Source organism: Bradyrhizobium sp. IAR9 (assembly GCF_013408065.1).
Taxonomy (GTDB): Bacteria; Pseudomonadota; Alphaproteobacteria; order Rhizobiales; family Xanthobacteraceae; genus Bradyrhizobium.
On sequence record NZ_JACBZW010000019.1, the window covers coordinates 74,225 to 96,768 of the forward strand.

Consider the following 22,544-nt stretch of genomic DNA (forward strand, 5'->3'; position numbering starts at 1 on the left):
AGCTCTCCGCTGTCAGGCAGCCTGGAATGGGGACTCGGTGATGGCGCCGGCCAGGATGGCCTGCTCCACCGGGAACAGGGCCCGGATCCGCTTCAGCGCCTCGAAGTAGCGGGTCGTCTCGACCAGCTCGTCGACCGCGCCCAGTCCGTCCAGCATCTCGCGGCTCTCGCACACGGCGCACAGGGCCGCGTGATGCTGGGTATAGAGCGCCGCGGCGTCGCGGATGTCGGTCGGGTTCATCAGCATGAGCTGGACGATGAAGTAGAGCTGCCGCAGCGCCGTGGTGGCGTCGGAGGCCTGCATGACCTGCCCTTCGAGCAGGAACATCACGTCGTTGACCAGCTCGACGGAGACCTTGCGGTCCACGCGCAGCACCGCGCCGTTGATGTAGATCCGTTCGCCCGCCCGCAAGGAGATCTTCATCAAAGAGCGTCTCGGATCAGGCGGTTGATTTCGATGAGCTGCATCACGTCGTTCGACTTCTCCTCGCGAAGCCGATCGGCCTCCTTGACGACCCACAGGCCGATCGAGATGATGTCGGCGCGCAGCTTGTCCGGGAGCCCGTTCTCCGGATGCGAGAGATCCTCGATGAAGATCGTCCATAGCCGCCGCACATAGAGCAGGCTCTCGACCAGATCCTCGAGGCGGAACACGCCTCGCTGAATCCGCTCGAGCCGGTCGATGCCGAGGCTGAGCGCCTGCCGCTCGCGGCCCCGCGCCTCGTAGCCGCTCTCGTCGACGACCGATTCATAGGCTTCAAACGTCATCAGCATCACTCTGCGCAGGAGACCGGTTAACAAAACGAGGCTGCGAGCCTCGGCTCTAGAGATAGTTGATGAGGCTGATCTGCTGGAGCTGCGAGGTCAGCGCGAGCGCCGTCTTGATCTGGGTCTGCAGGGTGTTGACGCGGACCGAGGCCTCGGTCGGGTCGACCGCCTCCAGCTTGACGATCTGGTCGTTGAGGATGTCCTTCTGGATCTTCAGCTTCTCGGTCGCGCCGGTGACCCGCTGCTGGATCGAGCCGACGGTACCGCCGAGCACGGCGAGATCGTTGATCGCGCCGCTGACCAGACTGATGGCCTTGTCGACGACGACCTGAAACGTGTCCTTGCTCAGGCTCGTGTTCCCGAGATCAGTGAGCATGGTGTAGGCCTCGGCCAGCTTGCGGAAGCCGGGCTGGTTGGCGCTGACCGAGCTGTCGACGACCTCGGTCGTGGAGATACGGCTCGACAGCGTCTGGTCCGTGGCCGACGACCAATTGGCGTTCCAGGCCGGGCTGGCGAACTCGGGGTCGAGGGTGTTGTCGAGGAAATTCTGCATCTGCGCCGGCGTGATGGTGCTGACACCGGCCGCAGCCTGCGAAAAGCCGAACGTCGCCAGGAAATCCGCATCGACCTGGTTCTTGCTGGCCGAGCCGGCCGTGTAGTTCGTGATGGGCACGGTTTGCGTATCGATTCCGCCGAACAGATACGACCCGTTGTAGGAGACGTTGAGCGCGCCGATGACGTCCTGAAGGTTCGCGGACGCGCTCGGCAGGATGATCTTTGCGCCGCTGTCGGCGTCGCGGGCCGCGATCAGGTTCTTGAGGAATTCCGACGCGGTCTTGCCGAGCTGCGTAATCCGGTTCTGGGTCACGTCGAGGCGCCCCGAAACCAGCTCGTTGGTGTCGACGAGCTGATCGGCGAAGTTGAAATCGGCGCGCAGCGCCACGTCGCGGCCCGTTCCCGTGCCGAGCTCGAGGCCGACATCGGCGAAACGCCCGGTGGTCGCCTCCTTCGAGGCCTTGGTCAGCGCGCTCTGGTTGTTCGTGATCGACGACCTCAACGATGAAGACAGCATCAGGGTCGAGATGTAGTTCGCGCTCATCATGACTTAATTCCCCACGGCAGCCAGCAGGCTCTGCAGCATCTCATCGACGGTGGAAATGATCTTCGACGACGCCGAATAGGTGCGCTCGACCTGGAGCATCAACGCCATCTCGTCGTCCATATTGACGCCGCTGACGTTGGACAGCGCCGCAGTGCTGCGGTCGAGCAGCGTATTCTGATACTGGACGTTGTCGTCGGCGGTCTTGCGCTGGCTTTCGATCCAGCTCGCCGAGGAAGACGCGAACTCGATCACGCTGCCGCTCGGCTTGCCCTGGGCCGTGGCATCGAACGGCTGCGGCGCTTCCATCTTGTTGATGAGCTGCTGCAGCCGCGCCGAGAAGCCGGCATTGCCGGTCGTGTTGTAATTATAGGCGGCAACGCCGCTGATCGCGCCGTCGCGCAGCAGGTTCGGGTTTCCGCCCACGGCCGGATCGACCGAAGCGGCAACCGAGATCCTCCCGGCGAGGCCCACCGAGATCGTGGCGCTCGCGGGCATCGCGGGCGCGCCGGGATAAGTGAACAGGCCGGGCCGGTCCGCCAGCGTCGGGACAGCCGACTGGTCGCTTTCCTTGAAGGCGTCGATCAGGCCGCGCGCGATTTCGTCGAGCTGGCTCTGATACGTGACCGTGTCCTTGTCGCGCAGCTGGGCCAGGCCGGCGAGCTTGCCGGACTTGAGCGGCATGACGGAATTGGCACCGGTCACGGGAACGCCGTCGATGAAGACGGCATTGCCCGTGGTGCCGGCGGTATAGGCGTTGGTCGGCGCAAAGCTCACGGCCCGCGCCGTCTTGTCGAACAGCACGACGCCGCTGTCGGTATAAAGCGCGGCATCTCCATTGGTCCGGATCGACATCGAGACGCCGACCTCCTGCGACAGCCTGGAGACGATGCTGTCGCGCTGGTCGAGATAGTCGGTGACGTCGTCGCCGAAGATCGTGCCCTTCACGATGGCGGTGTTGACGGTCTGGAACTGGGACAGCAGCTGGTTGATGTTGGCGACCGAATTCGCCATGTCGGCGTCGGCCCCCTCGCGGACCGACTGCACCGTCCTTGTGGCCTGGTTGAGCCCGGTCACCATGTCCTTGGCGGACGTCACGGCGGCCTGCGCCAGGGTCGCATTGTCGGTGGAGTTGGCGAATTGCTGCAGCGCCTGCTTCAGCTTGTTGAGCTGGGCGGTCGGTGACTGCTCGAGCTCGGGATCGTCCACCGTCGCGGCCGCGATCTTCTGCAGGCCGTCATAGATCACGTTCTGCTTGGCCGACGACGAGGTCGCGGTCAGCACGTTCGAGTAAAGGCCCGAACTGGCCGCGCGCTGGATCGCCGCGACATAGACGCCGGTGCCGGGTAGGTTGTCCAGCACGGCGATCTTGCGCGAATAGCCGGTGGCGCTGGCACCGGCGATGTTGCGGGAGATCGTCGACGACTGGATGCCCGACGCCATGAGCGAGGCGCGAGCGGAGTCGAGGGCGGCGGTAAGGGACATGATCTGCTCTTGCCGGGGGTGAGCGCTGGAGAATTCAGCGCTTCAGGTTGACGACGACGTCGAGCAGGTCGGCGCCCGTCTGGAACGATTTCGAGTTGGCGGTGAAGCCGCGCTGCGCCTCGATCATCCCGGTGAGCTCGTCCGCGAGATCGACGTTGGAGTCCTCCAGCGCACCGGACTGGACCGTGCCGAGCCCGCCGGTGCCGGCATTCCCGGCCTGCGCATTGCCGGAATTCATGTTGGTCGAATAGACGTTACCCGGCTCGGGCGTCAGATTGTCGGGGCTCGCGACGTCGGCGAGCATGATCGTGTAGAGCGTCAGCTGCTGCCCGTTCTTGAGGATCGCCGTCACGTGGCCCGCCTCGTCGACATCGACCTTGTCGATCGCCGCGGGGACGCTGCCGTTGACGGTGGCCTTGAAGCTGAAGTCGGCTCCAACCTGCGTCATGTTCGACAGGTCCATGGTCATCGCCGCGCCGCCCGGGACCGTGAACGTAAGGCCCGTCGGGCTCGCCGCGGCCAGCGCGCCCTTTCCGGTCGCGGTGGTGTCGAAGGTGAAAGTGGTGGCGGCGGCGAGCGAGGTGCCCGTCGCGGAATTGTAGACCTGAACCTGCCAGGTATCCGAGCCGGCCGCCGTCGCGGTGTGGGACATATAGACGTCGAGCGTAACGGCCTGGCCGATATTGTTGTAGGCGACGATCGAGCTTTTCGACGAATATGACGCCGGACCCGGCGGACCGGCAATGACAGCCCCCTTCGGATCGAGATTGCCGGTCGTCAGGGTGCCCGCAGTCGACGGCACCGGCACCTGCGAGACCTGGGCGATGTTCACGATCTGCATTCCAGCCAGGCTGTTCTGCGAAAAATTGGTCACTTTACCGGGCTGGCCCAGAAGGTAGTAGCCGGCCGCGTTGACGAGGTTACCCTGAGCGTCCGGCACGAAGGAGCCGGCGCGCGTCAGATATTGCTGCGTGTTGGTGGCGTTCGAGACCACGAAGAAGCCGTTGCCCTGCACGGCAAGGTCGGTGGACGAGGTCGTGAACTGGGTATGTCCGGCGTCGCTGATGGCGTAACGGACGGTCGTCTCGACGGCGCCGGAGTCGTAATTGCCGGAGCCGCTCTTCAGGATCAGCGAGGAGAATTCGGTCGAAGCCCGCTTGTAACCGGTGGTGTTGACGTTCGCGATGTTGTCCGAAACCGTCGACAGCTTGTTAGACTGCGCGCTCATACCGGAAACGCCGGTGCGCATAACACCATACAGGCTCATGAAGTGGGCTCCTTTGGTAGGTTGCAGTTACAATGGGGGATCTTGCTTGCGCGGGGCTGATGGTTCGGAACCATGCACAACTTCACGTCGTCATGTCGTTTTCGGCTGACAGAACGAGCGCGCCTTGTCGGTCCAGGCGCCGAAACCGCTCGACACGAGGTGCGCCACGATGTGACAGACATAGCGCTTCTGCGCCGGCTGGTTGTTGGGCCCGGCATTGTAGCGAGCCACCGCCATGGTCCAGCTGCCCTCGCGCTGCTTCAGCTCTTTCAGGAAGCGCGCGGCATATTCGACGTTCTTCGCGGGATCGAACATCGCGCGCACCGAGACGAACTTGTCACCGTGATAGTAGTGATTGATCTGCATGCAGCCGAGATCGATCAGCTTGATGCCCTTGCTGCGCATGACCTGGAAATTTGCGATCGCATCATCCATGTCCCTGGCGAACACGGTCTGGCCGTCGGCGCCGAGGGCGTAAGGATGAAGCGCGCCGCGGCGGCCGGTCTCGGTGAGACCGACTGCATAGAGAATGCCGAGCGGAATCCCATGCTGCTGGGCCGCGCGCGCCATCTCGCGCTCGCAGGGGCGCACGACGTCGGTGGCCGCGTCCGCGGCGCGCGCATTACAGATAAACAGGGCCGCGACGATTCGGCTGACCCACGTCCTGGTCATGACGCGTCTCCTGGGGCTGGCGTTCCTGGCGGGCCTGTTTCGCGCTGCCATCGGATTGCCCCGACGACGTGCCTGCGCCACCGAACGCACCTTGCGACTGCGACGAGGGCTGTTGCTGGCCCGAGAGCTGCGGCTGCGACTGGCCGGAGCCGCTCTGGAATCCATCCAGCGAGCCGTGCTGCACGGGCGCGACGTCGGCGACATAACCCGCCGTCTGCATGAGATCGCGGATCTGGTCGCGCTGCTGATCCAGCATCTGGCTCGTGTCCTTGCGCGCGGCCGCAAGGTGGACGGACACTTCGGTGCCGACGAGACGAAGGCGCACGGTGACGTTGCCGAGCGCCGGCGGCTCGAGATTGATGGTCAGGATCTTGAGCGGCTGATCCGGCGCATTGGTCTGGGATGCTGCGAGATCGGGCGCTGCCGACGCCGCCGGGGCTGCGGAGTCCTTCAGCTCGGCGACGACCGCATTGGCGACCTGTTGCGGGGCGTTGAACTGCGCCGGGGGCAGATGCGTCTCCTGCTGGACCACGGTGACCTTGGTCGTCTCCGGCAATGCGTCGCGCGTCGAGACCTTGGCGGCGCGTTCGACATTGCCCGTGACCGCCTCGAAGCCTGAGGTCGCGGGCATGGCTTTGGCTGAAGCCTCGCTGCCTGGCTGTGCGGCCGCGGCTTGCGATACATCGCCTTGTGCACGCGCGCCGGTCGGAACGGCAGAAGACGGCGCGGAATCCGCTGTCGTTGCCTTCGCCAAGCCTGTGGCCGCAACTTCGCGCTTCGTCCCGGATGAGCGCTCGTCGCGCGCGGGCACGTCTTTCCTGTCGCCCGACGGCAACGGCATTTGCGGCTTCGCGGCGGCAACGAGATCCTGTCCCGCGATCACGGGAGCGTTCGGGCGGTTTGAAACGTCCGGCTTCGGATCATGGCCGACCGGACTTTGCGTCTCCGACGATTTGTCGGTCGTCTGGTCGCCGGCCTTGAGCACGTCGGTCGCCTCGGTGCGCTCGTCCGTCTCGTCCTTCGACTTGTCCTTGCCCGCTGGGTGGGCCAGACGCGTGCGCAGCGCTCCGGCCTTCGCCGTCGTATCGCTGCCCTCATCGTTGAGTGCCTGCTTGGCGAGGTTCGAGACGGTGTGGAGCAGATCGTTGAACGACGAGCCAGCCTGCGATTTGGCCCCGGCGCTCTTTGCCGAACGCGACGTGCCGCGGATGTTGAGGCTCTCGGCGAGACCCGAGAAGAGCTGTCCGGAGGTTCCACTGAGCTTGGTCATGGGCGGCGGTCCCTGGTAAGGAGTTCGAGTTCGCCGAGCTGCTTCTGCGCGCGCGCGAGCGTCACGGTCGATGACGCCAGATCGAGACGCGCCGGCGTTGCCGGAGGCTTGTCGGCCGAGGCGGCGGATCCGCCCGGAAACGGCTTGCGAACATCGAGCGCGAGCTGCACCGTGGCATTCATAAGGGGCACGTCGCGCTCGGGCAGCTTCGACCGGTCGACTGCCTTCAGCTCGGCAAGACCGCCGTCATATTCGTCGGTGAGCGCTCGCGCGGCGCCGCGGAAGAAATGCGCCCGCTCGCGATCCGCCGAGGCGTCGGCGCTGAGCGTCAGCGCCCGCTCGCCGGCAAGCCGCGTCACGGCCATCTGCCCGCGCACCATCGCCGCGCGCGCGATCACGAGATAGAGCTTGAGGCGGCTCGCGCGATCAATCTGCTCGAGCAGCGCTGCGATCCGCGCGAAGCGGCGATCGTCGAGCGCCAGACTCGATTGCGTCAGGCCCGAGGAAAAGCGCTGCCAGAAATCGCCAGCATAGATCGAGTTGCGGTAATGGCGGATATAGGCCAGCGCCAGGAACTCGAACTTCTCGAAATCCTCCGCCTGCCCCACCAGCAGGATCTCGCGCCGCAACGCCGCCTCCTCCACCAGCGTACCGGGCAGGAGCAGGCGCGCGTCGTCCAGACGCTCGATCGCCAGCGATGCCTCGGAACGCGCGAACAACGCGCCCTGGACCAGCGCGACCTGTCCGCCAAGGCCGGAGGACAACGTCCGCGGCTTGACGTCCTTGAGCAGCTCCCGCGCCTCCTCCTGACGGCCCTCGACATAGGCGAGCGCGCCGTTGAACAGCCGCTCGTCGACGTTCATCTTGTCGCGCGGCAGCTTGCGGACGATTTGCGGCGCGCCGCCGCTGAGCAAGTAGATGACTGCAGCCTGGCTGTTCTGCGCATTGCTCCACACGTCCGGATCGGCGGCGAGAAACTTCTCTCCGATCTGCCGGATCAGCGCGACGTGGCTGCCATGCGCGGCGGTGTCACCGTTGGCGATGCCATCCTGCACGGCCTGCAACGCGCGGACGAGCTCATAGGGCTCGCCCGACTGGCGCGCGGGTTGTGCGAGCGCGTTCGCTGCCGTGAACGGCAGGAGCAGCAGGACGGCGCAGAGGAGCGGCCTGATCAAGGGCGCTTCTCACGGATCAGGATCTCGATTCGGCGGTTCTGAGCAGCCGCCGGATCGTTCGGAAGCTTCGGCCGGCGGTCGGCATAGCCTTCGACATGCTCGATCCGCTGCGCGTCGACACCGGAGCGAACCAGCATGTAATAGGCCATCTGCGCGCGGGCGGTCGACAGCCGCCAATTGTCGTAAGTCTCAGAACGATACGGCCGATTGTCGGTATGGCCGCGGACGATGATCATGCCCTGGCGTTTCGTCAGCAACGGCCCGATCTTGTCGATCACGCGGATCAGTTCGGGCCGCGGCTCGGCCGAGCCGACCGCGAACATGCCGAAGCTCGCATCGTCGGTCAGGCTGATCAGGAGGCCCTCCTCGACCTGACGCACCTCGGCCGCCGGCCCGGCGCCCGCCTTGATGTCAGACAGCGCGTCCGCGATCGCGGCCTGAAGCTGCTTCACGGTCGGCTGCTGGGTTTGCGCCGCATCGCGCGGCTCAGACTCCTTCGTCGTATCGTTGGGACGCGCCTGCGCGGCGGCGTTGGCTTGAACGCTCGCTTGCGCGCTGCCCTCGCGCGGGGCTTGCGCCGGCGCGGGCCCTGGCGGCAATAGCGGCGACAGGTTTGCGGACGCTGCATCCGCGTTCGGCGCCAGGCTTCCGCCGGCATCGTCCGCCTTGGCACGACGGGCCTGCGGCTCGCCCTGATTTGTGCCCGAGGCGCCGTCGCGCGCGGAGGCATTCGGCTTGGGCTCGCTCTCGATCATGCGATCGGCATCCTTGGATGCTTGCGGCGCCAGCTTCCAATAGCCGGGGTCGAAGGGATCGCGGTAGGCGTCGCCGCCCTTGAGACCATCCTCTTCGGCGGACGTCAGCGCGCCGGCGCGCCGCTGTCCCGTGGACTGGTTCGCGCTGTTCGCGATCTCGGAGAGCGTCGCATAGGGATCACGGAACAGGACTTTCTCTTCATAGGAGGCCGGCTTCTCGGCCGTCGGCGAATCGCCGCGACGTTCCTCGTTCGAGCCGGCCGGCTGACGCTTGCCGTCCTGACCTTCGAACGAGGTCGGCTCCTTCTTGGAGAGATTCTTCAGGCCCTTCGGCGCGGGGGCATTTTCCGCGAGCTGGATCGGATTGAAATAGCTCGCGACGACCTGCTTCTGGTCCTGGTTGAGCGCGTTGAGCAGCCACATGACCAGGAAGAACGCCATCATTGCGGTCATGAAGTCCGCATAGGCGATCTTCCACACGCCGCCGTGATGCGCCTCCTCAGCGAAAGCGCTGCGCCGGCGGACGATCACGAGTTCATGCTTGACCTCTTCCATGGCGGGCTACCGGCGTGCTTCCTTCAGACGTTCGCTCCAGGCCGTGATCTGCGTCTCGATCACGGTCTGGTCGGCCACGACGCGAACCTCCAGGGTGTCGGCGGCCTCGTACTCGATGCCGGTGCGCCTCGACGCCTCGAGCTGCGTCTTCACGAGGTCGAGCAACTCGCTCGGGCCGGTGACCTTGAACGCCGGCACCGACGAGTTGCCGGTCAGCGCCGCGATCTGCTCGACCAGCGATCCGATCGCCTTGTCGCGGACCGCCTCGGTGAGGAACGGCAGCAGTATCCGCGCCACGGAGCTTGCGATGTTGGTCTCGATCTCGCGGCAAGCCGTCTCGAAGCCGCTCACGATCGCGACCGCCTGCTGGTCGGACCATTTGGCGCGCTCCTCGCCGAGCCGGATCGCGCTGCGGACGCGCTCCTCGGCAAGCCTGGCGTCGCCTTCCGCGACGCCGGCCGCATGGCCGCGCCGGTAGGCGTCGTCCAGGACATTGGCCGGCGGGGCTTCCGCCTTCGGCGCTGGAGACGGCGACTGCGGCAGCGGCTGCGAATGGGCCTGGGGCTGCGGCAAAGGCTCGCGCATGACCTCCTTCGGCCTCGTCAGCACGTCCTGGATCCTGGGCGGCGGAGGCGGCGGTGATTTGGCCCGGCCGTTCGCGTCGAACTGCGTCAGGAATTTTCCGATTGCCGCGTTCATGCCGCCTCCTCGCGTCGCATCCAGTCTTTAAGGATCGCTGCGGCCTGCGCCTGGTCGAGCCGGACGATCTGCTCCAGTCGTTTCTGCGGCGTTCGCTGCATCTTGCCTTCGAGATCTTCGACGAGATTGAGCTCGGGGTCCTGACTCTCGGCCAATGCAAGGGCCGCAGCAGCCTCGATCTCAGCGGCCTCGGCGGCCTCCACCTGCTCCTGCTCCGCGCGATGGGTCAGAATGCCGTTGACCGCCGGCCGCAAGCCGAACCAGACCAGCATCGACGCGACGGCCAGGATCGTCACCGCGTTGATGACGCTGCCGAGCTGCTTGTTGATCATCTCGACGAAGCTGATCGGCGGCACCGGCGCCAGCTCGCGCGAGCCCTCGATGAAGTCGACGGCGGTCACCTGGATCTGGTCGCCGCGCTGCTTGTCCAGTCCGCCGGCCGTCGCCGCGAGCTGGCTGATCTCGGCGAGCTTACTGTCGACGATGGCCTGGTTGCTCTTGTCGCCGAGATCGGCGACCAGCCGCGCCCGATTGACCAGGACGGCGATGAAGAGCTTCTTCACCGAATAGCCGTCGCTCACCGTCGTCGTGGTCTTGGACGAGACCTCGAAGTTGGTGACGTCCTCGCGGCGGGTCCTGTCCTCGCTGGAGTTCTTGCCGCCGCCGGCGTTGACCTGCTGATCGGGAAGGTTCTGCTGCACCGTGGTCGGCGTCGAACGGTCGGCGTTCTGCGAGGATTCCTTCTCGCGCACGTTCCGCACCGAACGCTCGGCCCGGCTCTCCGGATCGTAGACGGTCTCGTTGATCTGCCGCTTGTCGGTGGAAAGCTGCGGCGCGACGCTGACCTCGAAATTGTCGAGGCCCAGATACGGCGTCAGCGCCTTGCGGATGTTCTCCTGCACCATGCCGCCGACCGTCTTCTGCAGGCTCGCCATCTTGGTCGGGGCGGCGCTCGCCTCGTCCTCCTCGGCGAGCAGCATCGAACCGTCGGCATCCAGCACCGTCACCTTGTCGCGGTTCATGCCTGGAATGGCGGCGGCGACGAGATGGCGGATCGACTGCGCGGTGCGGGCCTCGATCGCGCCATCGGTGCGCAGCACGACCGATGCCGATGGCGGCTGCTGCGTCGCGCGGAACGAGCCGCGCACCGGCAGCACGATATGCACCCGCGCCGCCTTGACGCCCTTCATCAACTGCACCGTGCGCGCGATCTCGCCTTCCAGCGCCCGGAGCTTGGTGACCTCCTGCATGAACGAGGTCAGGCCGAGCGAGCCGATCTTGTCGAACAGCTCGTAGCCGGAATTGGCGCTGGTCGGCAGCCCCTTCTCGGCCAGCAGCATCCGCGCCTGCATGGTCTGGCTCGGGCGCACCGAGAGCGCGTCGCCAGCGGTATTGACGTCGAAAGTGATGTTCTGCTCGCGCAGCGCGGCGCCCATGCGCGTCACGTCTTCGCGGGTGAGGCCGGTATAGAGCGTCTCGAATTCAGGCCGGCTCAGATAGTACGCGCCGCCGACGACGGTCACGAGAACGGCAAAACCGATCAGGCCCAGGGCCATCAGGCGTCGCGGCCCAAGCTCCAGCAGATTGTTGAGCAGTTGCTGTACCTGCGCACGACTGAGCATATGACCTCGTACCAATGCGAACGTACGGGACACTCCGCTGCCAACCTTGTCTGAAGGTTGCGCGAGGACACGAATGTGTCAGTTCGCAGGCGAGGCGTTGCAATTTTACAAGAAGGCCGGGTGACGCAATCGGGCCAGCGGCTACATGCGCCGGGACGCATGGCCGCACGATCGGCCGCGGCGTATCGCATGAAATTCAACGTCGGGAGATCGATTGCGGGCGTCTTGTGCCGCCACCTCCGCCGGTCACGGCGGGGACCGTGCTCCCTTAAGGGAGCACGGTCGTTTTCGAAAGCGCCGCTTAGCCGCGGAACAGCGACAGGATGCTCTGGCTGTTCTGGTTGGCGATCGAGAGCGCCTGAACGCCGAGCTGCTGCTGGGTCTGCAGCGCCTGGAGCCGGGTCGATTCCGCGTTCATGTCGGCGTCGACGAGCTGGCCGATACCGCGATCCACCGAGTCCATCAGCGACTTCACGAACTCAGTGTTGTTCGAGATGCGGTTCTTGATGGCACCGAGGTTGGCGGCGGACTGGCTGACCGTGTTGATCGCGGTGGTGACCTGCGCGATGTAGCCGTCGAGGATGGTCTGGTCGGCCGTCGAGTCGGTCAGCGAACCGATACCGATGGTGTTGACCGACGCGCTGCCGGTCACCGTGTCCAGGATACCACCCGTGGTCGCGGTGTAGAGCGAGTAGTTGGCGACCGTCACCGTGATGGTGTTGATCGTCGGCGTGCCGCCGACGCGCGAGAACGACGACACCAGGTTGACGGTGGTCGGCGTGGACGCGTTGGTGCTCAGCCAGTTGACGCCGTTGAACGTCGCCGCGTTGGCCACGTTCTTCATGTCCTGCTGGATCTGGGTGATTTCGGCCTGGATCTTGGTGCGGTCGATGCCGGCGGTCTTGGCTTCGACCAGCAGCGCCTGGAGCTTGGTCAGGCCGGAGTTCTGGTCGCCGATGACCTTGTTCAGAGCGGTGTACTCGGTGTCGACCGTCGCAGCCGACAGACCGAGCGAGTCGGAGACGGCGGAGAGCGCGGCGTTGTCGGCGCGCATCGAGGTCGCGATCGACCAATAGGCCGAGTTGTCCGAAGCGGTCGAGACGCGCTGGCCTGTGGAGATGCGGTTTTCGGTGGTCTGCAGGCTGGCGCTGACATTCCGGAGGGTCTGGAGCGCAGTCATTGCAGCGGAGTTGGTAAGCAGGCTGGAAGCCATCTTTGATGTCCCTTTGAAAACAGATTGGATGGGGACATACCGGGCTTGCACCGGTACGACAGGGCGGCATCATGCCTTTGGGCTGCGGAAATGCGCGTAAACCCAATCCGTCGTAACGGCCAGACTAGCCGGCGAAGCTTGTGCGGGGCTTGTGGCGCTGTGCCCCCGCGGCAACAGGGCAGCCGAAATCACGGTGCGCGGGTCAGGCAAACGAAAGGGCCGCGCTTCGCAAGAAGCGCGGCCCTCCCGAGATCGTCGAAGGCTTAGCGGAACAGCGACAGGATGCTCTGGCTGTTGTTGTTGGCGATCGAGAGCGCCTGAACGCCGAGCTGCTGCTGGACCTGGAGGGCCGCCAGGCGGGTGGACTCCTGGTTCATGTCGGCGTCGACGAGCTGACCGATACCGCGATCCACCGAGTCCATCAGCGACTTCACGAACTCCGAGTTGTTCGAGATACGGTTCTTGATGGCGCCGAGGTTGGCGGCGCCCGAAGACACCGTGCCGATCGCTGCGGTGACCTTCGCGATGTATCCATCGAGAATGGTCTGGTCAGCAGCCGAGTCGGTCAGCGCACCGATGTTGAGGCTGTCGACCGACGCGCTGCCGCTCACCGTGTCGAGGATGCCGCCCGTGCTGGAGGTGTAGAGCGAGTAGTTGGCGACGGTCACCGTGATCGAGCTGGTGGTCGGCGTGGAGCCGACACGCGAGAACGACGACACGAGATTGACGGTCGTCGGCGTGGAGGCGTTCGTGCTCAGCCAGTTGACGCCGTTGAAGGTCGCCGCGCTTGCGACGTTCTTCATGTCCTGCTGAATCTGGGTGATTTCCGACTGGATCTTGCTGCGATCGATACCGGCGGTCTTGGCTTCGACCAGCAGCGACTGCAGCTTGGTCAGGCCGGAGTTGCTGTCGCCGAGGACCTTGTTCAGAGCGGTGTACTCGGTGTCGACGGTCGCGGCCGACAGACCGAGCGAGTCGGAGACGGCGGAGAGCGCGGCGTTGTCGGCGCGCATCGAGGTCGCGATCGACCAGTAGGCGGCGTTGTCGGCGGCGGTAGCCACGCGCTGGCCGGTGGAGATCCGGCTCTGCGTGGTCGAGAGTTGCGAGCTGACAGACCGCAGGGTCTGGAGCGCGGTCATGGCGGACGAGTTCGTGAGCAGGCTTGACATTGCGAATGTCCCTTTATGTACGCGTTACATTTTCATCAGGGGACATACCGGACTTGCACCGGTACGGAGGGGCGGCATCATGCCTTTGGACTGATGTGGGTGAGGTCCAACCCGCCGTGACGCCTTGCTAACACGTCGAATCTTGCCGGCGGATTAAGATCGGCTTGAATTCCGCAGCAATATCATATGGTTAATATTACTTTCCGCTAACCATAACGCGCCGGGCCGACGCTCGCCGCCGCTACGAGAACGAGCGCACCAGTCCGGAGGCGAGCAGATTCCAGCCGTCGATCAGCACGAAGAACAGCATCTTGAACGGCAGCGCCAGGATCGTCGGCGGCATCATCATCATGCCCATCGACATCGTCAGCGTCGCCACGATCATGTCGATGACGAGGAACGGCAGGATGATGAGAAATCCGATCTCGAACGAGCGCCTCAGCTCGGAGATCATGAAGGCCGGAATGATGACGCGCAAATCGACGCGCTTGTCGTCGAACTTCTTGCGAAAGCTCTCCGCGGCGAGCGACTCGAAGGTCTGGAGATCCTTGTCGCGGACATGGGCCAGCATGAACTCGCGGAACGGATCCGTGATCTTCAGATAGGCCTGCTCTTCCGAGATCTCGTTCTTCATCAGCGGCTGGACGCCGGTCTCCCAGGCGCGATCGAAGGTCGGCGCCATCACGTAGAAGGTCATGAACAGCGCGAGGCTGATCAGCACCAGATTGGCCGGCGTGGTCTGGAGGCCGAGACCGGCGCGCAGGAACGACAGCGCCACCACAAATCGCGTGAAGCTCGTCACCATGATGAGCAGTCCCGGCGCCACCGACAGCACCGTGATCAGCGCCATCAGCTGGATGATCCGGCCGCTGGTCGAGCCGTTTCCGGGCGGCAGCAGCGAGTTGAGGTCCGGAATCTGGGCGAGCGCCACTTCGGGCAGCACGACCAGGACCAACGCGAGCAGCAGGATTTTCACTCTCACTGAATCACCAGAGTCTCAATGATCAATTCGCGCACCTTGCCCGACGAGCGGATATTGGCGCGCTCGGTCAGGTCGTCGCGCAGATGCTGAAGCCCGCGCGATCCCTCGAATTGCGTCACCGTCGCCGACCGCAGATAGGTGACGATGTCCTCGCTGATGTGGGCGGCCAGGATGCCGGCATCCTCGTCGCTCATGCTCTCGGTCACCATGGAGGCTTCGATGCGGGCCCAGTTGTTGGCCGGCGCGGACAGATTGGTCACGATCGGGGACAGCTTCCTGAGCCGCGCGCTGCCGGCGTAGCTCGAGGCAAGCGGCGGCGGCGTGGTGGTTTTCTTCGCGTCGGCGACGCGCTCGGCGGCCGCGAACAGATGCAGCCCGGCCAGCGCGCCCGCACCGATCGCGACAAGGGTCAGCGCCACGATGGCCGCAATCAGGCGCATCACGTCCCCTGCCCTCGCGACGCGGCCAGACCGGCGCGGACTTCAGAATGGTGCCACGGCGTCATAGATCCGATGTCCCCATCCAGGCTGCTGCACGTCGGACAGATTTCCGCGACCGCCATAGGACACGCGGGCCTCGGCGATCTTCTCGTAGGAGATCGTGTTGGTGCGCGAGATATCGCGCGGACGCACGATGCCGCCGACGTTGAGCACGCGCATCTCCGTGTTGACGCGAAACTCCTGCGAGCCGCTGATCATCATATTGCCGTTCGGCAACACGTCGGTGACGATGGCCGCGATCGAGAGCTTGATATCCTCGGTGCGATCGATCTGGCCATTGCCCTTGATCTGGGTGTTGGTGCTGAGATTGGCGTTGGCCGATCCCTTGTCGCTCCACCCTGCGACATCCATCAGCCAGTCGAGCCCGAACTTGACCTGCGAATCGCGCGAGCGGCCGGTCTTGTTGTCGAGCTTGGCCTTGTCCTGCATCGAGATGATCACGGTCACGACGTCGCCGGTGCGCCGGGCGCGGGGATCGCGGTAGAGGTCGGTGCCGTCGTCCCAGGTCGAGCGATAGCTGACGGGCGTGCGCATGCGCGGCGTCACGGGAATCGGATCGGCCTGGGTCCGGAGGCCGCTGCCGACCGGCGACATTTGCGGGCCGGTCAGGACCTCGGACGGATCATGGAAGCATCCGGCCAAGGGCACGGACGCCAGCACGAGCGAGAGGATGAGGATCGGCTTCTTCATCTATTTGGTCTTTCCGTCATCCACGCGACGCATTCCGCCGAGCAGGTCGGCGAGGTGCGCCGCGCGTGCCGTATCCATCTCGTTGAAGATCGCGCTCGAGTTCCTCGGGCTGAGCTTGGCGAGCACGGCGGCGGCAGTCTCGTCCGCCATGCCGGCAATCTGGGTCGCCGCAGCTTCAGGCTTCATGCGTGAATAGATCTCGACGACGCTGGCTTCGGCCTTCTTCAGGAAGTCATCGCGCAACGCCATCCACTTCTCGTATTCGACGCGCTTGGCCTCGACCTCGGCAATGCGCTCGCGCAGCAGGCTCTCGGCCTTTTCGAGCTCCTTGAGCTGCCAGGCCAGCCTCGCATCGACGGCGGGATCGGCGACGTTGCTGCAGAACAGGGCCACTTCGTTGTCCGCCGATACCGCGGCCTGTGGCGGCGCAGGTTTCGGCGGCGCCGTGACGCTGCCGGGCTTGGCCGGACGTGCCGGTGGTGGTGCAGGTGCAGCCGCTGGCGTCTGGGAAGCAGGCACCGCGCCGGTGGTCGCAGGTCCCTGGTCTTCGGCGGCCCATGCCGTCGCCCGGATCGACGCATTGTCGCCAGGCATCGCCGTGACCGGCTGCGGCTTCTGCGGGCCGGAGGCGCGGGCGCGCGCGAAGGAGAGCAGGTTGAGCGGCTTCGATTGCTTGGCCTCATCCAAGGCCAGCACGGGCGACGCGCCCGCGAGCACGGAGGCCGCGACCAGCAGGAGGAGTTTGGCTTTGTGATCCAGCTTCAGCATCGGGCCGCGTGCGATTCTCGGTCGAGACACGAGCATTGAGCGACCAAGCTTGCACGACGCTTGCGCATCATTGCACGATGACATCGGCCTGGAGCGCACCGGCCGTCTTGATCGCCTGCAGGATCGCGATGATGCCCGACGGCTTCAGGCCGATCTGGTTCAGCCCGCGCACCAGGCGCTGGAGATCGACCCCGCTGAGGATCGCCACCTGAGATCCGGCCTCGTTGGCCTCGACCACGGTCTGCGGGACCACCACGGTCTGCCCTCGCGAGAACGGCGCCGGCTGCGACACCACGGGCATCTCCGTGACACGAACCGTCAGATTGCCGTGCGTCACGGCGACGGTCGATATCCGCACGTCGCGCCCGATCACGACAGTGCCGGTGCGCTCGTTGATCACCACCCGGGCCGGCGTATCCGGCTCGACCGTTAGTTCCCCGATCTCGGCAAGGAAGCGGACAGGGCCGATGTGGCGCGGCTTCGACAGCACGATGGTACGGTAGTCGCGCTCGAAGGCGATTTGCGCGCGGTAGCGTCCACCGGCGTACCGGTTGATGGCGTCCAGGATGCGCGTTGCGGTGACGAAGTCGGGGTTCTTCAACTGCAGCACCAGGAACTCCATCTCATGAAGACTTCCCTGCACCTCGCGTTCGACCAGCGCACCGTTCGGGATGCGCCCGGCCGTCGGCGTACCCTGACTGACGTTCTGCGCCTGGCCTCCGACGCTGTAACCGGCGACCGTGATCGCGCCCTGCGCCACCGCATAGACGGCACCGTCCGCCGCACGCAGCGAGGTCATGACCAGCGTACCGCCGAGCAGCGAGGTCGCATCGCCGAGCGACGACACCGTCACGTCCATGCGCTCGCCGGGCCCGATCGAGGGCGTCAGGTCCGCAGTCACCATCACGGCCGCGACGTTGCGCGTGCGCAGCGTCGTCGGACGCGGGGGATTGTTGGTGCTCGTGGTCTCGTTCCTGACGTTGATGCCCATGTTCTCGAGCATCGATTGCAGGGACTGCTCCGTGAACGGAGCGTTGCGAAGCGTGTCGCCGGTGCCGTTCAGGCCGATGACGAGGCCGTAGCCGACGATCTGGTTTTCGCGCAGGCCCTTGATGTCCGCGATGTCCTTGATGCGGACGGCGGCATGGGCGCTGGCGGCCGAAAGCAGCAGGACGAGCGCAAGCAGGATTCTGGTCATGACCCGTCCACGACCTTCACGGTGCCGTCCGGCTGGACCACGCCCCTGATGATCACGCCGGTATCCGTATTGCGCACCGGGATGAGCGCGCCGGACGCACCCGATTGCATCGCCGAGCCGTAAGTGACGATGGACAGGCCGCTGTCTTCCACCACGACCTTGACCATGGCGCCGCGGGCGACGGTCCAGGGGTCTTCCACCGAGTTGGTTGGGATGGGCTGGCCCGGCAGCAGCGCGCGCCGCGCCATGCGGCCGACCAGGACCTGGCGCCCTTCGACGAACATGGCAACGCCGAGCAGGCTTGGCGCGAAGGCGCGCTCGGTGATCATGTCGTCCCGGATCAGCTCGCCGGGGCGGATCGCAACCGCCGGCACGGGAAGCCGCTTCTCCTCGGCCATGGCAAGGCGCACCGAAGCCAGAACCAGCAGCACGGCGGCCAACCCGCGCACGATCAGGCCCACCCTGTTCAACATCGAGACACCGGAACTAGCGCATGCCCTTCGATACTGTCTGGGCCATTTCGTCCGAGGCCTGGATGACCTTGGCATTCATTTCGTAGGCGCGCTGCGCCGAGATCAACTCGGTGATTTCCTTGACCGGGTCGACGTTCGAGGCTTCGAGCCATTTCTGGTTGATCTTGCCGTATCCGGAATCGCCCGGCAGGCCGACGACCGGCGTGCCCGACGCCGTGGTCTCCTTGTAGAGATTGCTGCCCAGCGGCTCGAGGCCTGCCTCGTTGGCGAAGTTGGCGAGGTTGAGCTGGCCGATCTGGCGCGGGTTCACCTCGGTATCCAGCTTGGCGAAGACCTGGCCGGTCTGGTTGACCGTGACCTCGACCGTGCCCTGCGGTATTGTGATCGCGGGATCCAGCAGATAGCCGTCGATCGTGACGAGCTGGCCGTTGGCATTGGTGTTGAACGAGCCCGCGCGGGTGTATTGCACCTCGTTGTTCGGACCGAGCACCTGAAACCAGCCGCGGCCGTTGATCGCCATATCGTAGGGGTTGCCGGTCTGCGTCAGCGCGCCCTGGATGTGCAGCTTGCGGATCGCGGCCGACTTGACGCCGAGACCGAGATTGGCGCCTTCCGGGATTGGCGAGGAACCGTTGACGTTCGCGACGCCCTGCATGCGGTCCATCTGGTAGAACAGATCGGTGAACTCGGCGCGGGCACGCTTGTACGACGTCGAATTGATGTTCGCGATATTGTTCGCGATGACTTCGATGTTGGTCTGCTGGGCGTTCATGCCCGTGGCCGCAATGGCGAGCGATTTCACAGCTTCATTCCTTCAGATCAAATCGACATCCGGACGACTTCCTGGTAGGCCTGCACGACCTTGTCGCGAACCGCGACCGCCGTCTGCAAGGCCTGCTCGGCCGACATCAGCGCCTCCACGACCTTGCGCGTCGATTCCTTGCCCTGCATCGCCGAGATCGACGCCGCTTCGCCTGCCTTCAGCGTCCCGATCGCGTCGGTCGTCACCTGCTTCATCACCGATTCGAAGCCGACATCGTCGGTGGACTGAATGGCGGTCGGAGCCGCCGGCGAGATGGCCTGCGCCTCGGTCGCACGGCTCGCCGCCTGCCCGGCGGAAATCGCAGTGGATGAAATTGCCTCAAGCATTGTCAGCTCCTCAAGAGGTCGATGGTCATGCCGAGCATCGACCTCACCTGTTTCACGACCTGGAGATTGGCTTCATAGGACCGGTTGACTTCCCGCATGTCGGCCATCTCGATCATCATGTTGACGTTCGGCAGCTTGACGTAGCCGGCCTTGTCGGCAGCGGGATGTCCCGGGTCGTACTCCACGCGGTACGGCGTGGTGTCGACCCCGATCTCCTTGACCTTCGCCAGCTGCGAGCCCGAGGCACGATCCATCGCAGCATCGAAGGTGATCGTCTTGCGCTGATAGGGATCGGCGCCGGCGGTGCGCCCCGTCGAGGTCGCGTTCGCCAGATTCTCCGAGACGATGCGCATACGCGTCGACTGCGCTTCGAGCCCGGAGCTCGCGACCGTCAATGACGCTTGCAGTGAGTCCAGCATCTCAATTCACCTCAGCTCTTCGCGCTCGACAGCAGCATGCGGTGAAAAGACCGCACGATCGCCGAGTTCATCGAGTAATCGCGACTGACGTCGCTGCCCTTGATCATTTCCTGCTCGAGGCTGACCGAATTGCCGGAGTGAACCACTTCCCAGCTGTCCTTCTTCGCGGTCGCCCGCGTGTCGGTCTCGGCCGCGGCCAGCTGCATGTGCGACGGCGACGTCATCGCAAGCCTCACCGGCAAGCCGTCGAGCACCTTGTTGAAGGGCTCGACGTCGCGCGCCTTGAAGCCGGGCGTGTTGGCGTTGGCGACGTTGGTGGCGATGGTCGACTGGCGGAGCTCGAGGTACCGCGCCTGCGACGATGCGAGTTCGAAGAGATAAAGCGGTCCCACGACAGCCCCGTTCTGGTCCATTCGGGAGAAGCCTAGGGCGTTAAGCTTTCGTCAAGCTGTTGGGCCGGACGTCGTCCTCTGAATTCTACTGGACCTTCTCGGTGCGCGACGCCTGCTTCGACTGGAGGAAGTAGATGATCTCGGCGACGGGGCGGAAGAATTCCGCCGGGATCACCTGATCGACCTGGACCGCCTCGTAGAGTGCGCGCGCCAGCGCCTTGTTCTCGATCACCGGAATCCGGTTCTGCTCGGCGACCTCGCGGATCTTCAGCGCGATCACGTCCATGCCCTTGGCCACCACGAGCGGCGCGGGATTTTCCTCGCGCTTGTAGCGCAATGCGATCGCGAAGTGCGTGGGGTTCGCGATCACCAGCGTCGCGCGCGATGCGGACGCGATCATCCGCTGCCGCGAGCGGTCGCGCGCCAGCGAGCGCAAGCGCGCCTTGATCAGCGGATCGCCTTCCGCCTGCTTGTGCTCGTCCTTGATCTCCTGCTTGGTCATGCGCAACTGGCGCCGCCAGTGGAAGCGTGCCCAGGCGAGATCGATCGCCACCAGGACGATGGTCGCGATGCAGATCGCCGAGACGATCCGCATCGCGATGTTGAGAATCATCTCCGGCAGCGCAACCGGATCGGTGTACATCGCCTCGAACGCCTTCGCCTCCGACGCGCGCAGCACGAAGGCGACCACGGAGGTCACCGCGGCCAGCTTGAACAGCGACTTGGCGAATTCGACCAGTCCCTGCGTTCCGAACAGACGGCTCCAGCCGCTGATCGGAGAGATACGCGACAGGTCGGGCTTGATGCGCTCCAGCACCAGGCGCGGCGCGTTTTGCAGCAGCGAGGCGGCGAGCCCGAACGCGCCGAGGGTGACGACCAGCGGCACCAGGAAGCGCAATGCCTGGAGGCCGACCACGGTGAGCAGATTCTGCGCGTCCGCGCCGGTCGAGAGCGGGAAGCCTTCGGGATCGTCCAGCAGGTTCTTCAACGTCGGCGTCAATTGCTGCACGCCCTGGCCGATCAGGAACGCCTGAATGACCATCAGCGCGGCCATCGAGGCGAAAATAGAGGCCTCCCGAGAGACCGGGATCTTGCCCTGTTCGAGCGCATCACGGACTTTCTTCTCGGTCGGCTCTTCTGTCTTGCTCTCCTGATCGGATGATTCTGCCATGCCCGTTCAGCGGTCAGCGGAAGACCAGCTCATCCTCCTGGTCGGGATTGAGCTCGATTTCACCCTTCTCTGCGAGCTCGAGCGCGAGGTCGGTGATAACGCGGCGCGCCTCCAGCACGTCACGTTGGTTCGACGGCTCGCCGATGGCGAGCTCGTGCTCGACGACGCGGCGGACGCGCGAGGCGACCGCGGACAGGATCAGTTCGCGGAAATGCTTGTCGGTGCCCTTCAGCGCGACGACGATACGGTCGGTCGGCACCTGGTCGAAGATCATGGTGCGCGCCTTCGGCGCCAGGTTGATGACGTCGTCGAAAGTGAACAGCAGCTCCTTCAGCACTTCGGCCGACTTCGGCCGCTTCTCCGACAGGCTCTTGAGCATGTCCTCGATGTGTCCGCGCTCCATCTTGTTGATGATGTCGGCGACGCGGGCGTAAGTGTCGGCGCCGAGGTTGCGGGCGAAGTTCAGCGTCAGATCCTCATGCAGCGTCTTCTCGAGCACTCTCATGGCGTCATCGGCGATCGGCTTGAGGCTGAGTACGCGCCGCATCAATTCGTTGCGCAGGCTCGAGGGCAGCTGGCTCATGACCTTGGCGGCGCAGGCCGGCTTGACCTTGGACAGGATCAGCGCCGCGGTCTGCGGATGCTCCTTGGACAGATAGCTCGCGAGCGAGTTTTCGGACACCGACGAGACACGGTCCCACACCGACCGGCTCGAATTGCCGAGCAGGTCCGACATGATCGCCGACACCTGGTCGGCTGGAAGCACGTCGCCGAGCACGGCCTCGAGGCCACCGAGGGTGCCGAGAATGTTCGCGCCCATCGAGAATTGCTGGGCGAACTCCTCGACGATGGATTCGAGTTCTTGCGCCGTGATCGGCCGCAGCTCGGCCGCGGCCTTGGTAACGATGCGAATATCCTGCGGCTCGAATTGCGCAAGCACGCTCGCGGCCGCCTGCCGGCCCATGGCCAGCAGCAGCGCCGCGACCTTTTCCGTACCGCCCAGCGTGGCAACGCCTCGCTGCTTGACGGGAGCGATGCCGACCTGTGCCGCCAT

At 65.0% G+C, this 22,544-nt stretch carries 25 protein-coding genes; all 25 read right to left on the minus strand.

From position 1 onward, the window contains the following. Positions 1 to 12 precede the first annotated feature (12 nt). Positions 13 to 423, minus strand: a complete 411-nt coding sequence (gene flbT / locus GGD67_RS35210) for a flagellar biosynthesis repressor FlbT (RefSeq protein ID WP_179739218.1) — start codon at positions 421 to 423, stop codon at positions 13 to 15. Continuing rightward, entirely contained in the window at positions 423 to 767 is a 345-nt protein-coding gene (gene flaF, locus GGD67_RS35215) for a flagellar biosynthesis regulator FlaF (protein WP_026202022.1), read from the minus strand. Before flaF ends, flbT begins: the two co-directional genes overlap by 1 nt. A gap of 55 nt (positions 768 to 822) precedes the next feature. Next, positions 823 to 1,869 carry a flagellar hook-associated family protein gene (locus tag GGD67_RS35220; protein ID WP_179739221.1) on the minus strand — a complete coding sequence of 349 codons (1,047 nt, stop codon included), beginning with the start codon at positions 1,867 to 1,869 and terminating at the stop codon, positions 823 to 825. 3 nt (positions 1,870 to 1,872) lie between these two features. Then, complete coding sequence (gene flgK, locus GGD67_RS35225) at positions 1,873 to 3,351, minus strand: flagellar hook-associated protein FlgK (protein WP_179739224.1); 1,479 nt, start codon at positions 3,349 to 3,351, stop codon at positions 1,873 to 1,875. Positions 3,352 to 3,385: 34 nt separating this feature from the next. Then, entirely contained in the window at positions 3,386 to 4,618 is a 1,233-nt protein-coding gene (locus GGD67_RS35230; protein ID WP_179739227.1) for a flagellar hook protein FlgE, read from the minus strand. 90 nt (positions 4,619 to 4,708) lie between these two features. Beyond that, on the minus strand, positions 4,709 to 5,290 hold the full coding sequence (locus GGD67_RS35235) for a transglycosylase SLT domain-containing protein (RefSeq protein WP_179739241.1): 582 nt from the start codon (positions 5,288 to 5,290) through the stop codon (positions 4,709 to 4,711). Beyond that, positions 5,241 to 6,560: a flagellar hook-length control protein FliK gene (locus tag GGD67_RS35240; RefSeq protein WP_179739243.1), complete on the minus strand. Its 1,320-nt coding sequence runs from the start codon at positions 6,558 to 6,560 to the stop codon at positions 5,241 to 5,243. Before GGD67_RS35240 ends, GGD67_RS35235 begins: the two co-directional genes overlap by 50 nt. Then, complete coding sequence (locus GGD67_RS35245; protein WP_179739246.1) at positions 6,557 to 7,735, minus strand: chemotaxis protein; 1,179 nt, start codon at positions 7,733 to 7,735, stop codon at positions 6,557 to 6,559. Before GGD67_RS35245 ends, GGD67_RS35240 begins: the two co-directional genes overlap by 4 nt. Then, complete coding sequence (locus tag GGD67_RS35250) at positions 7,732 to 9,045, minus strand: MotB family protein (protein ID WP_179739250.1); 1,314 nt, start codon at positions 9,043 to 9,045, stop codon at positions 7,732 to 7,734. The genes GGD67_RS35245 and GGD67_RS35250 overlap by 4 nt, the downstream gene beginning before the upstream one ends. A gap of 6 nt (positions 9,046 to 9,051) precedes the next feature. After that, positions 9,052 to 9,744: a hypothetical protein gene (locus tag GGD67_RS35255; RefSeq protein WP_179739253.1), complete on the minus strand. Its 693-nt coding sequence runs from the start codon at positions 9,742 to 9,744 to the stop codon at positions 9,052 to 9,054. Next, on the minus strand, positions 9,741 to 11,366 hold the full coding sequence (fliF, locus tag GGD67_RS35260) for a flagellar basal-body MS-ring/collar protein FliF (RefSeq protein ID WP_179739255.1): 1,626 nt from the start codon (positions 11,364 to 11,366) through the stop codon (positions 9,741 to 9,743). The genes GGD67_RS35255 and fliF overlap by 4 nt, the downstream gene beginning before the upstream one ends. A gap of 301 nt (positions 11,367 to 11,667) precedes the next feature. Further along, a complete protein-coding gene (locus GGD67_RS35265) occupies positions 11,668 to 12,579 on the minus strand; it encodes a flagellin (RefSeq protein WP_018318449.1) in 912 nt (303 codons plus the stop codon). 263 nt (positions 12,580 to 12,842) lie between these two features. Then, positions 12,843 to 13,748 carry a flagellin gene (locus GGD67_RS35270; RefSeq protein ID WP_028145737.1) on the minus strand — a complete coding sequence of 302 codons (906 nt, stop codon included), beginning with the start codon at positions 13,746 to 13,748 and terminating at the stop codon, positions 12,843 to 12,845. A gap of 241 nt (positions 13,749 to 13,989) precedes the next feature. Beyond that, a complete protein-coding gene (gene fliP, locus GGD67_RS35275) occupies positions 13,990 to 14,730 on the minus strand; it encodes a flagellar type III secretion system pore protein FliP (protein WP_179739258.1) in 741 nt (246 codons plus the stop codon). After that, positions 14,727 to 15,170 (minus strand): flagellar basal body-associated FliL family protein, encoded by a 444-nt coding sequence (locus GGD67_RS35280; RefSeq protein ID WP_179739261.1) that lies wholly within the window; start codon positions 15,168 to 15,170, stop codon positions 14,727 to 14,729. Before GGD67_RS35280 ends, fliP begins: the two co-directional genes overlap by 4 nt. Positions 15,171 to 15,212: 42 nt before the next feature. Beyond that, the gene (gene flgH / locus GGD67_RS35285; RefSeq protein WP_018318445.1) at positions 15,213 to 15,920 is read right to left on the minus strand and encodes a flagellar basal body L-ring protein FlgH; all 708 of its coding nucleotides are present in this window, start codon (positions 15,918 to 15,920) and stop codon (positions 15,213 to 15,215) included. Then, positions 15,921 to 16,688, minus strand: a complete 768-nt coding sequence (locus GGD67_RS35290) for a MotE family protein (RefSeq protein ID WP_179739264.1) — start codon at positions 16,686 to 16,688, stop codon at positions 15,921 to 15,923. It abuts the gene before it with no gap. A gap of 67 nt (positions 16,689 to 16,755) precedes the next feature. Then, positions 16,756 to 17,886 carry a flagellar basal body P-ring protein FlgI gene (gene flgI / locus GGD67_RS35295; protein ID WP_018318443.1) on the minus strand — a complete coding sequence of 377 codons (1,131 nt, stop codon included), beginning with the start codon at positions 17,884 to 17,886 and terminating at the stop codon, positions 16,756 to 16,758. Then, positions 17,883 to 18,359, minus strand: a complete 477-nt coding sequence (gene flgA / locus GGD67_RS35300) for a flagellar basal body P-ring formation chaperone FlgA (protein ID WP_179739267.1) — start codon at positions 18,357 to 18,359, stop codon at positions 17,883 to 17,885. Before flgA ends, flgI begins: the two co-directional genes overlap by 4 nt. Positions 18,360 to 18,372: 13 nt before the next feature. Next, a complete protein-coding gene (gene flgG / locus GGD67_RS35305; protein ID WP_018318441.1) occupies positions 18,373 to 19,161 on the minus strand; it encodes a flagellar basal-body rod protein FlgG in 789 nt (262 codons plus the stop codon). Positions 19,162 to 19,178: 17 nt separating this feature from the next. Beyond that, complete coding sequence (locus GGD67_RS35310) at positions 19,179 to 19,508, minus strand: flagellar hook-basal body complex protein FliE (RefSeq protein WP_018318440.1); 330 nt, start codon at positions 19,506 to 19,508, stop codon at positions 19,179 to 19,181. A gap of 2 nt (positions 19,509 to 19,510) precedes the next feature. Then, positions 19,511 to 19,927, minus strand: coding sequence for a flagellar basal body rod protein FlgC (gene flgC / locus GGD67_RS35315; RefSeq protein ID WP_028145745.1), 417 nt, complete (start codon positions 19,925 to 19,927; stop codon positions 19,511 to 19,513). Positions 19,928 to 19,938: 11 nt separating this feature from the next. Next, positions 19,939 to 20,340, minus strand: a complete 402-nt coding sequence (flgB, locus tag GGD67_RS35320; protein ID WP_018318438.1) for a flagellar basal body rod protein FlgB — start codon at positions 20,338 to 20,340, stop codon at positions 19,939 to 19,941. 64 nt (positions 20,341 to 20,404) lie between these two features. Then, positions 20,405 to 21,490 carry a flagellar biosynthesis protein FlhB gene (flhB, locus tag GGD67_RS35325; protein ID WP_179739269.1) on the minus strand — a complete coding sequence of 362 codons (1,086 nt, stop codon included), beginning with the start codon at positions 21,488 to 21,490 and terminating at the stop codon, positions 20,405 to 20,407. A gap of 13 nt (positions 21,491 to 21,503) precedes the next feature. Continuing rightward, the gene (locus tag GGD67_RS35330) at positions 21,504 to 22,544 is read right to left on the minus strand and encodes a flagellar motor switch protein FliG (protein WP_018318436.1); all 1,041 of its coding nucleotides are present in this window, start codon (positions 22,542 to 22,544) and stop codon (positions 21,504 to 21,506) included.

What these genes read in the sequence shown, in the direction of transcription:
- GGD67_RS35265 (WP_018318449.1), bottom strand. Translation starts at nt 12,579, where the DNA reads ATGGCTTCCAGCCTGCTTACCAACTCCGCTGCAATGACTGCGCTCCAG.
- flgC (WP_028145745.1), bottom strand. Translation starts at nt 19,927, where the DNA reads ATGCTGGACTCACTGCAAGCGTCATTGACGGTCGCGAGCTCCGGGCTC.
- GGD67_RS35290 (WP_179739264.1), bottom strand. Translation starts at nt 16,688, where the DNA reads ATGCTGAAGCTGGATCACAAAGCCAAACTCCTCCTGCTGGTCGCGGCC.
- GGD67_RS35230 (WP_179739227.1), bottom strand. Translation starts at nt 4,618, where the DNA reads ATGAGCCTGTATGGTGTTATGCGCACCGGCGTTTCCGGTATGAGCGCG.
- GGD67_RS35250 (WP_179739250.1), bottom strand. Translation starts at nt 9,045, where the DNA reads ATGGAAGAGGTCAAGCATGAACTCGTGATCGTCCGCCGGCGCAGCGCT.
- GGD67_RS35235 (WP_179739241.1), bottom strand. Translation starts at nt 5,290, where the DNA reads ATGACCAGGACGTGGGTCAGCCGAATCGTCGCGGCCCTGTTTATCTGT.
- flhB (WP_179739269.1), bottom strand. Translation starts at nt 21,490, where the DNA reads ATGGCAGAATCATCCGATCAGGAGAGCAAGACAGAAGAGCCGACCGAG.
- flgH (WP_018318445.1), bottom strand. Translation starts at nt 15,920, where the DNA reads ATGAAGAAGCCGATCCTCATCCTCTCGCTCGTGCTGGCGTCCGTGCCC.
- GGD67_RS35240 (WP_179739243.1), bottom strand. Translation starts at nt 6,560, where the DNA reads ATGACCAAGCTCAGTGGAACCTCCGGACAGCTCTTCTCGGGTCTCGCC.
- GGD67_RS35330 (WP_018318436.1), bottom strand. Translation starts at nt 22,544, where the DNA reads ATGGCGGCACAGGTCGGCATCGCTCCCGTCAAGCAGCGAGGCGTTGCC.
- GGD67_RS35280 (WP_179739261.1), bottom strand. Translation starts at nt 15,170, where the DNA reads ATGCGCCTGATTGCGGCCATCGTGGCGCTGACCCTTGTCGCGATCGGT.
- flaF (WP_026202022.1), bottom strand. Translation starts at nt 767, where the DNA reads ATGACGTTTGAAGCCTATGAATCGGTCGTCGACGAGAGCGGCTACGAG.
- flgK (WP_179739224.1), bottom strand. Translation starts at nt 3,351, where the DNA reads ATGTCCCTTACCGCCGCCCTCGACTCCGCTCGCGCCTCGCTCATGGCG.
- GGD67_RS35255 (WP_179739253.1), bottom strand. Translation starts at nt 9,744, where the DNA reads ATGAACGCGGCAATCGGAAAATTCCTGACGCAGTTCGACGCGAACGGC.
- flgA (WP_179739267.1), bottom strand. Translation starts at nt 18,359, where the DNA reads ATGTTGAACAGGGTGGGCCTGATCGTGCGCGGGTTGGCCGCCGTGCTG.
- flgI (WP_018318443.1), bottom strand. Translation starts at nt 17,886, where the DNA reads ATGACCAGAATCCTGCTTGCGCTCGTCCTGCTGCTTTCGGCCGCCAGC.
- fliF (WP_179739255.1), bottom strand. Translation starts at nt 11,366, where the DNA reads ATGCTCAGTCGTGCGCAGGTACAGCAACTGCTCAACAATCTGCTGGAG.
- GGD67_RS35270 (WP_028145737.1), bottom strand. Translation starts at nt 13,748, where the DNA reads ATGTCAAGCCTGCTCACGAACTCGTCCGCCATGACCGCGCTCCAGACC.
- GGD67_RS35310 (WP_018318440.1), bottom strand. Translation starts at nt 19,508, where the DNA reads ATGCTTGAGGCAATTTCATCCACTGCGATTTCCGCCGGGCAGGCGGCG.
- GGD67_RS35220 (WP_179739221.1), bottom strand. Translation starts at nt 1,869, where the DNA reads ATGATGAGCGCGAACTACATCTCGACCCTGATGCTGTCTTCATCGTTG.
- flbT (WP_179739218.1), bottom strand. Translation starts at nt 423, where the DNA reads ATGAAGATCTCCTTGCGGGCGGGCGAACGGATCTACATCAACGGCGCG.
- flgB (WP_018318438.1), bottom strand. Translation starts at nt 20,340, where the DNA reads ATGGACCAGAACGGGGCTGTCGTGGGACCGCTTTATCTCTTCGAACTC.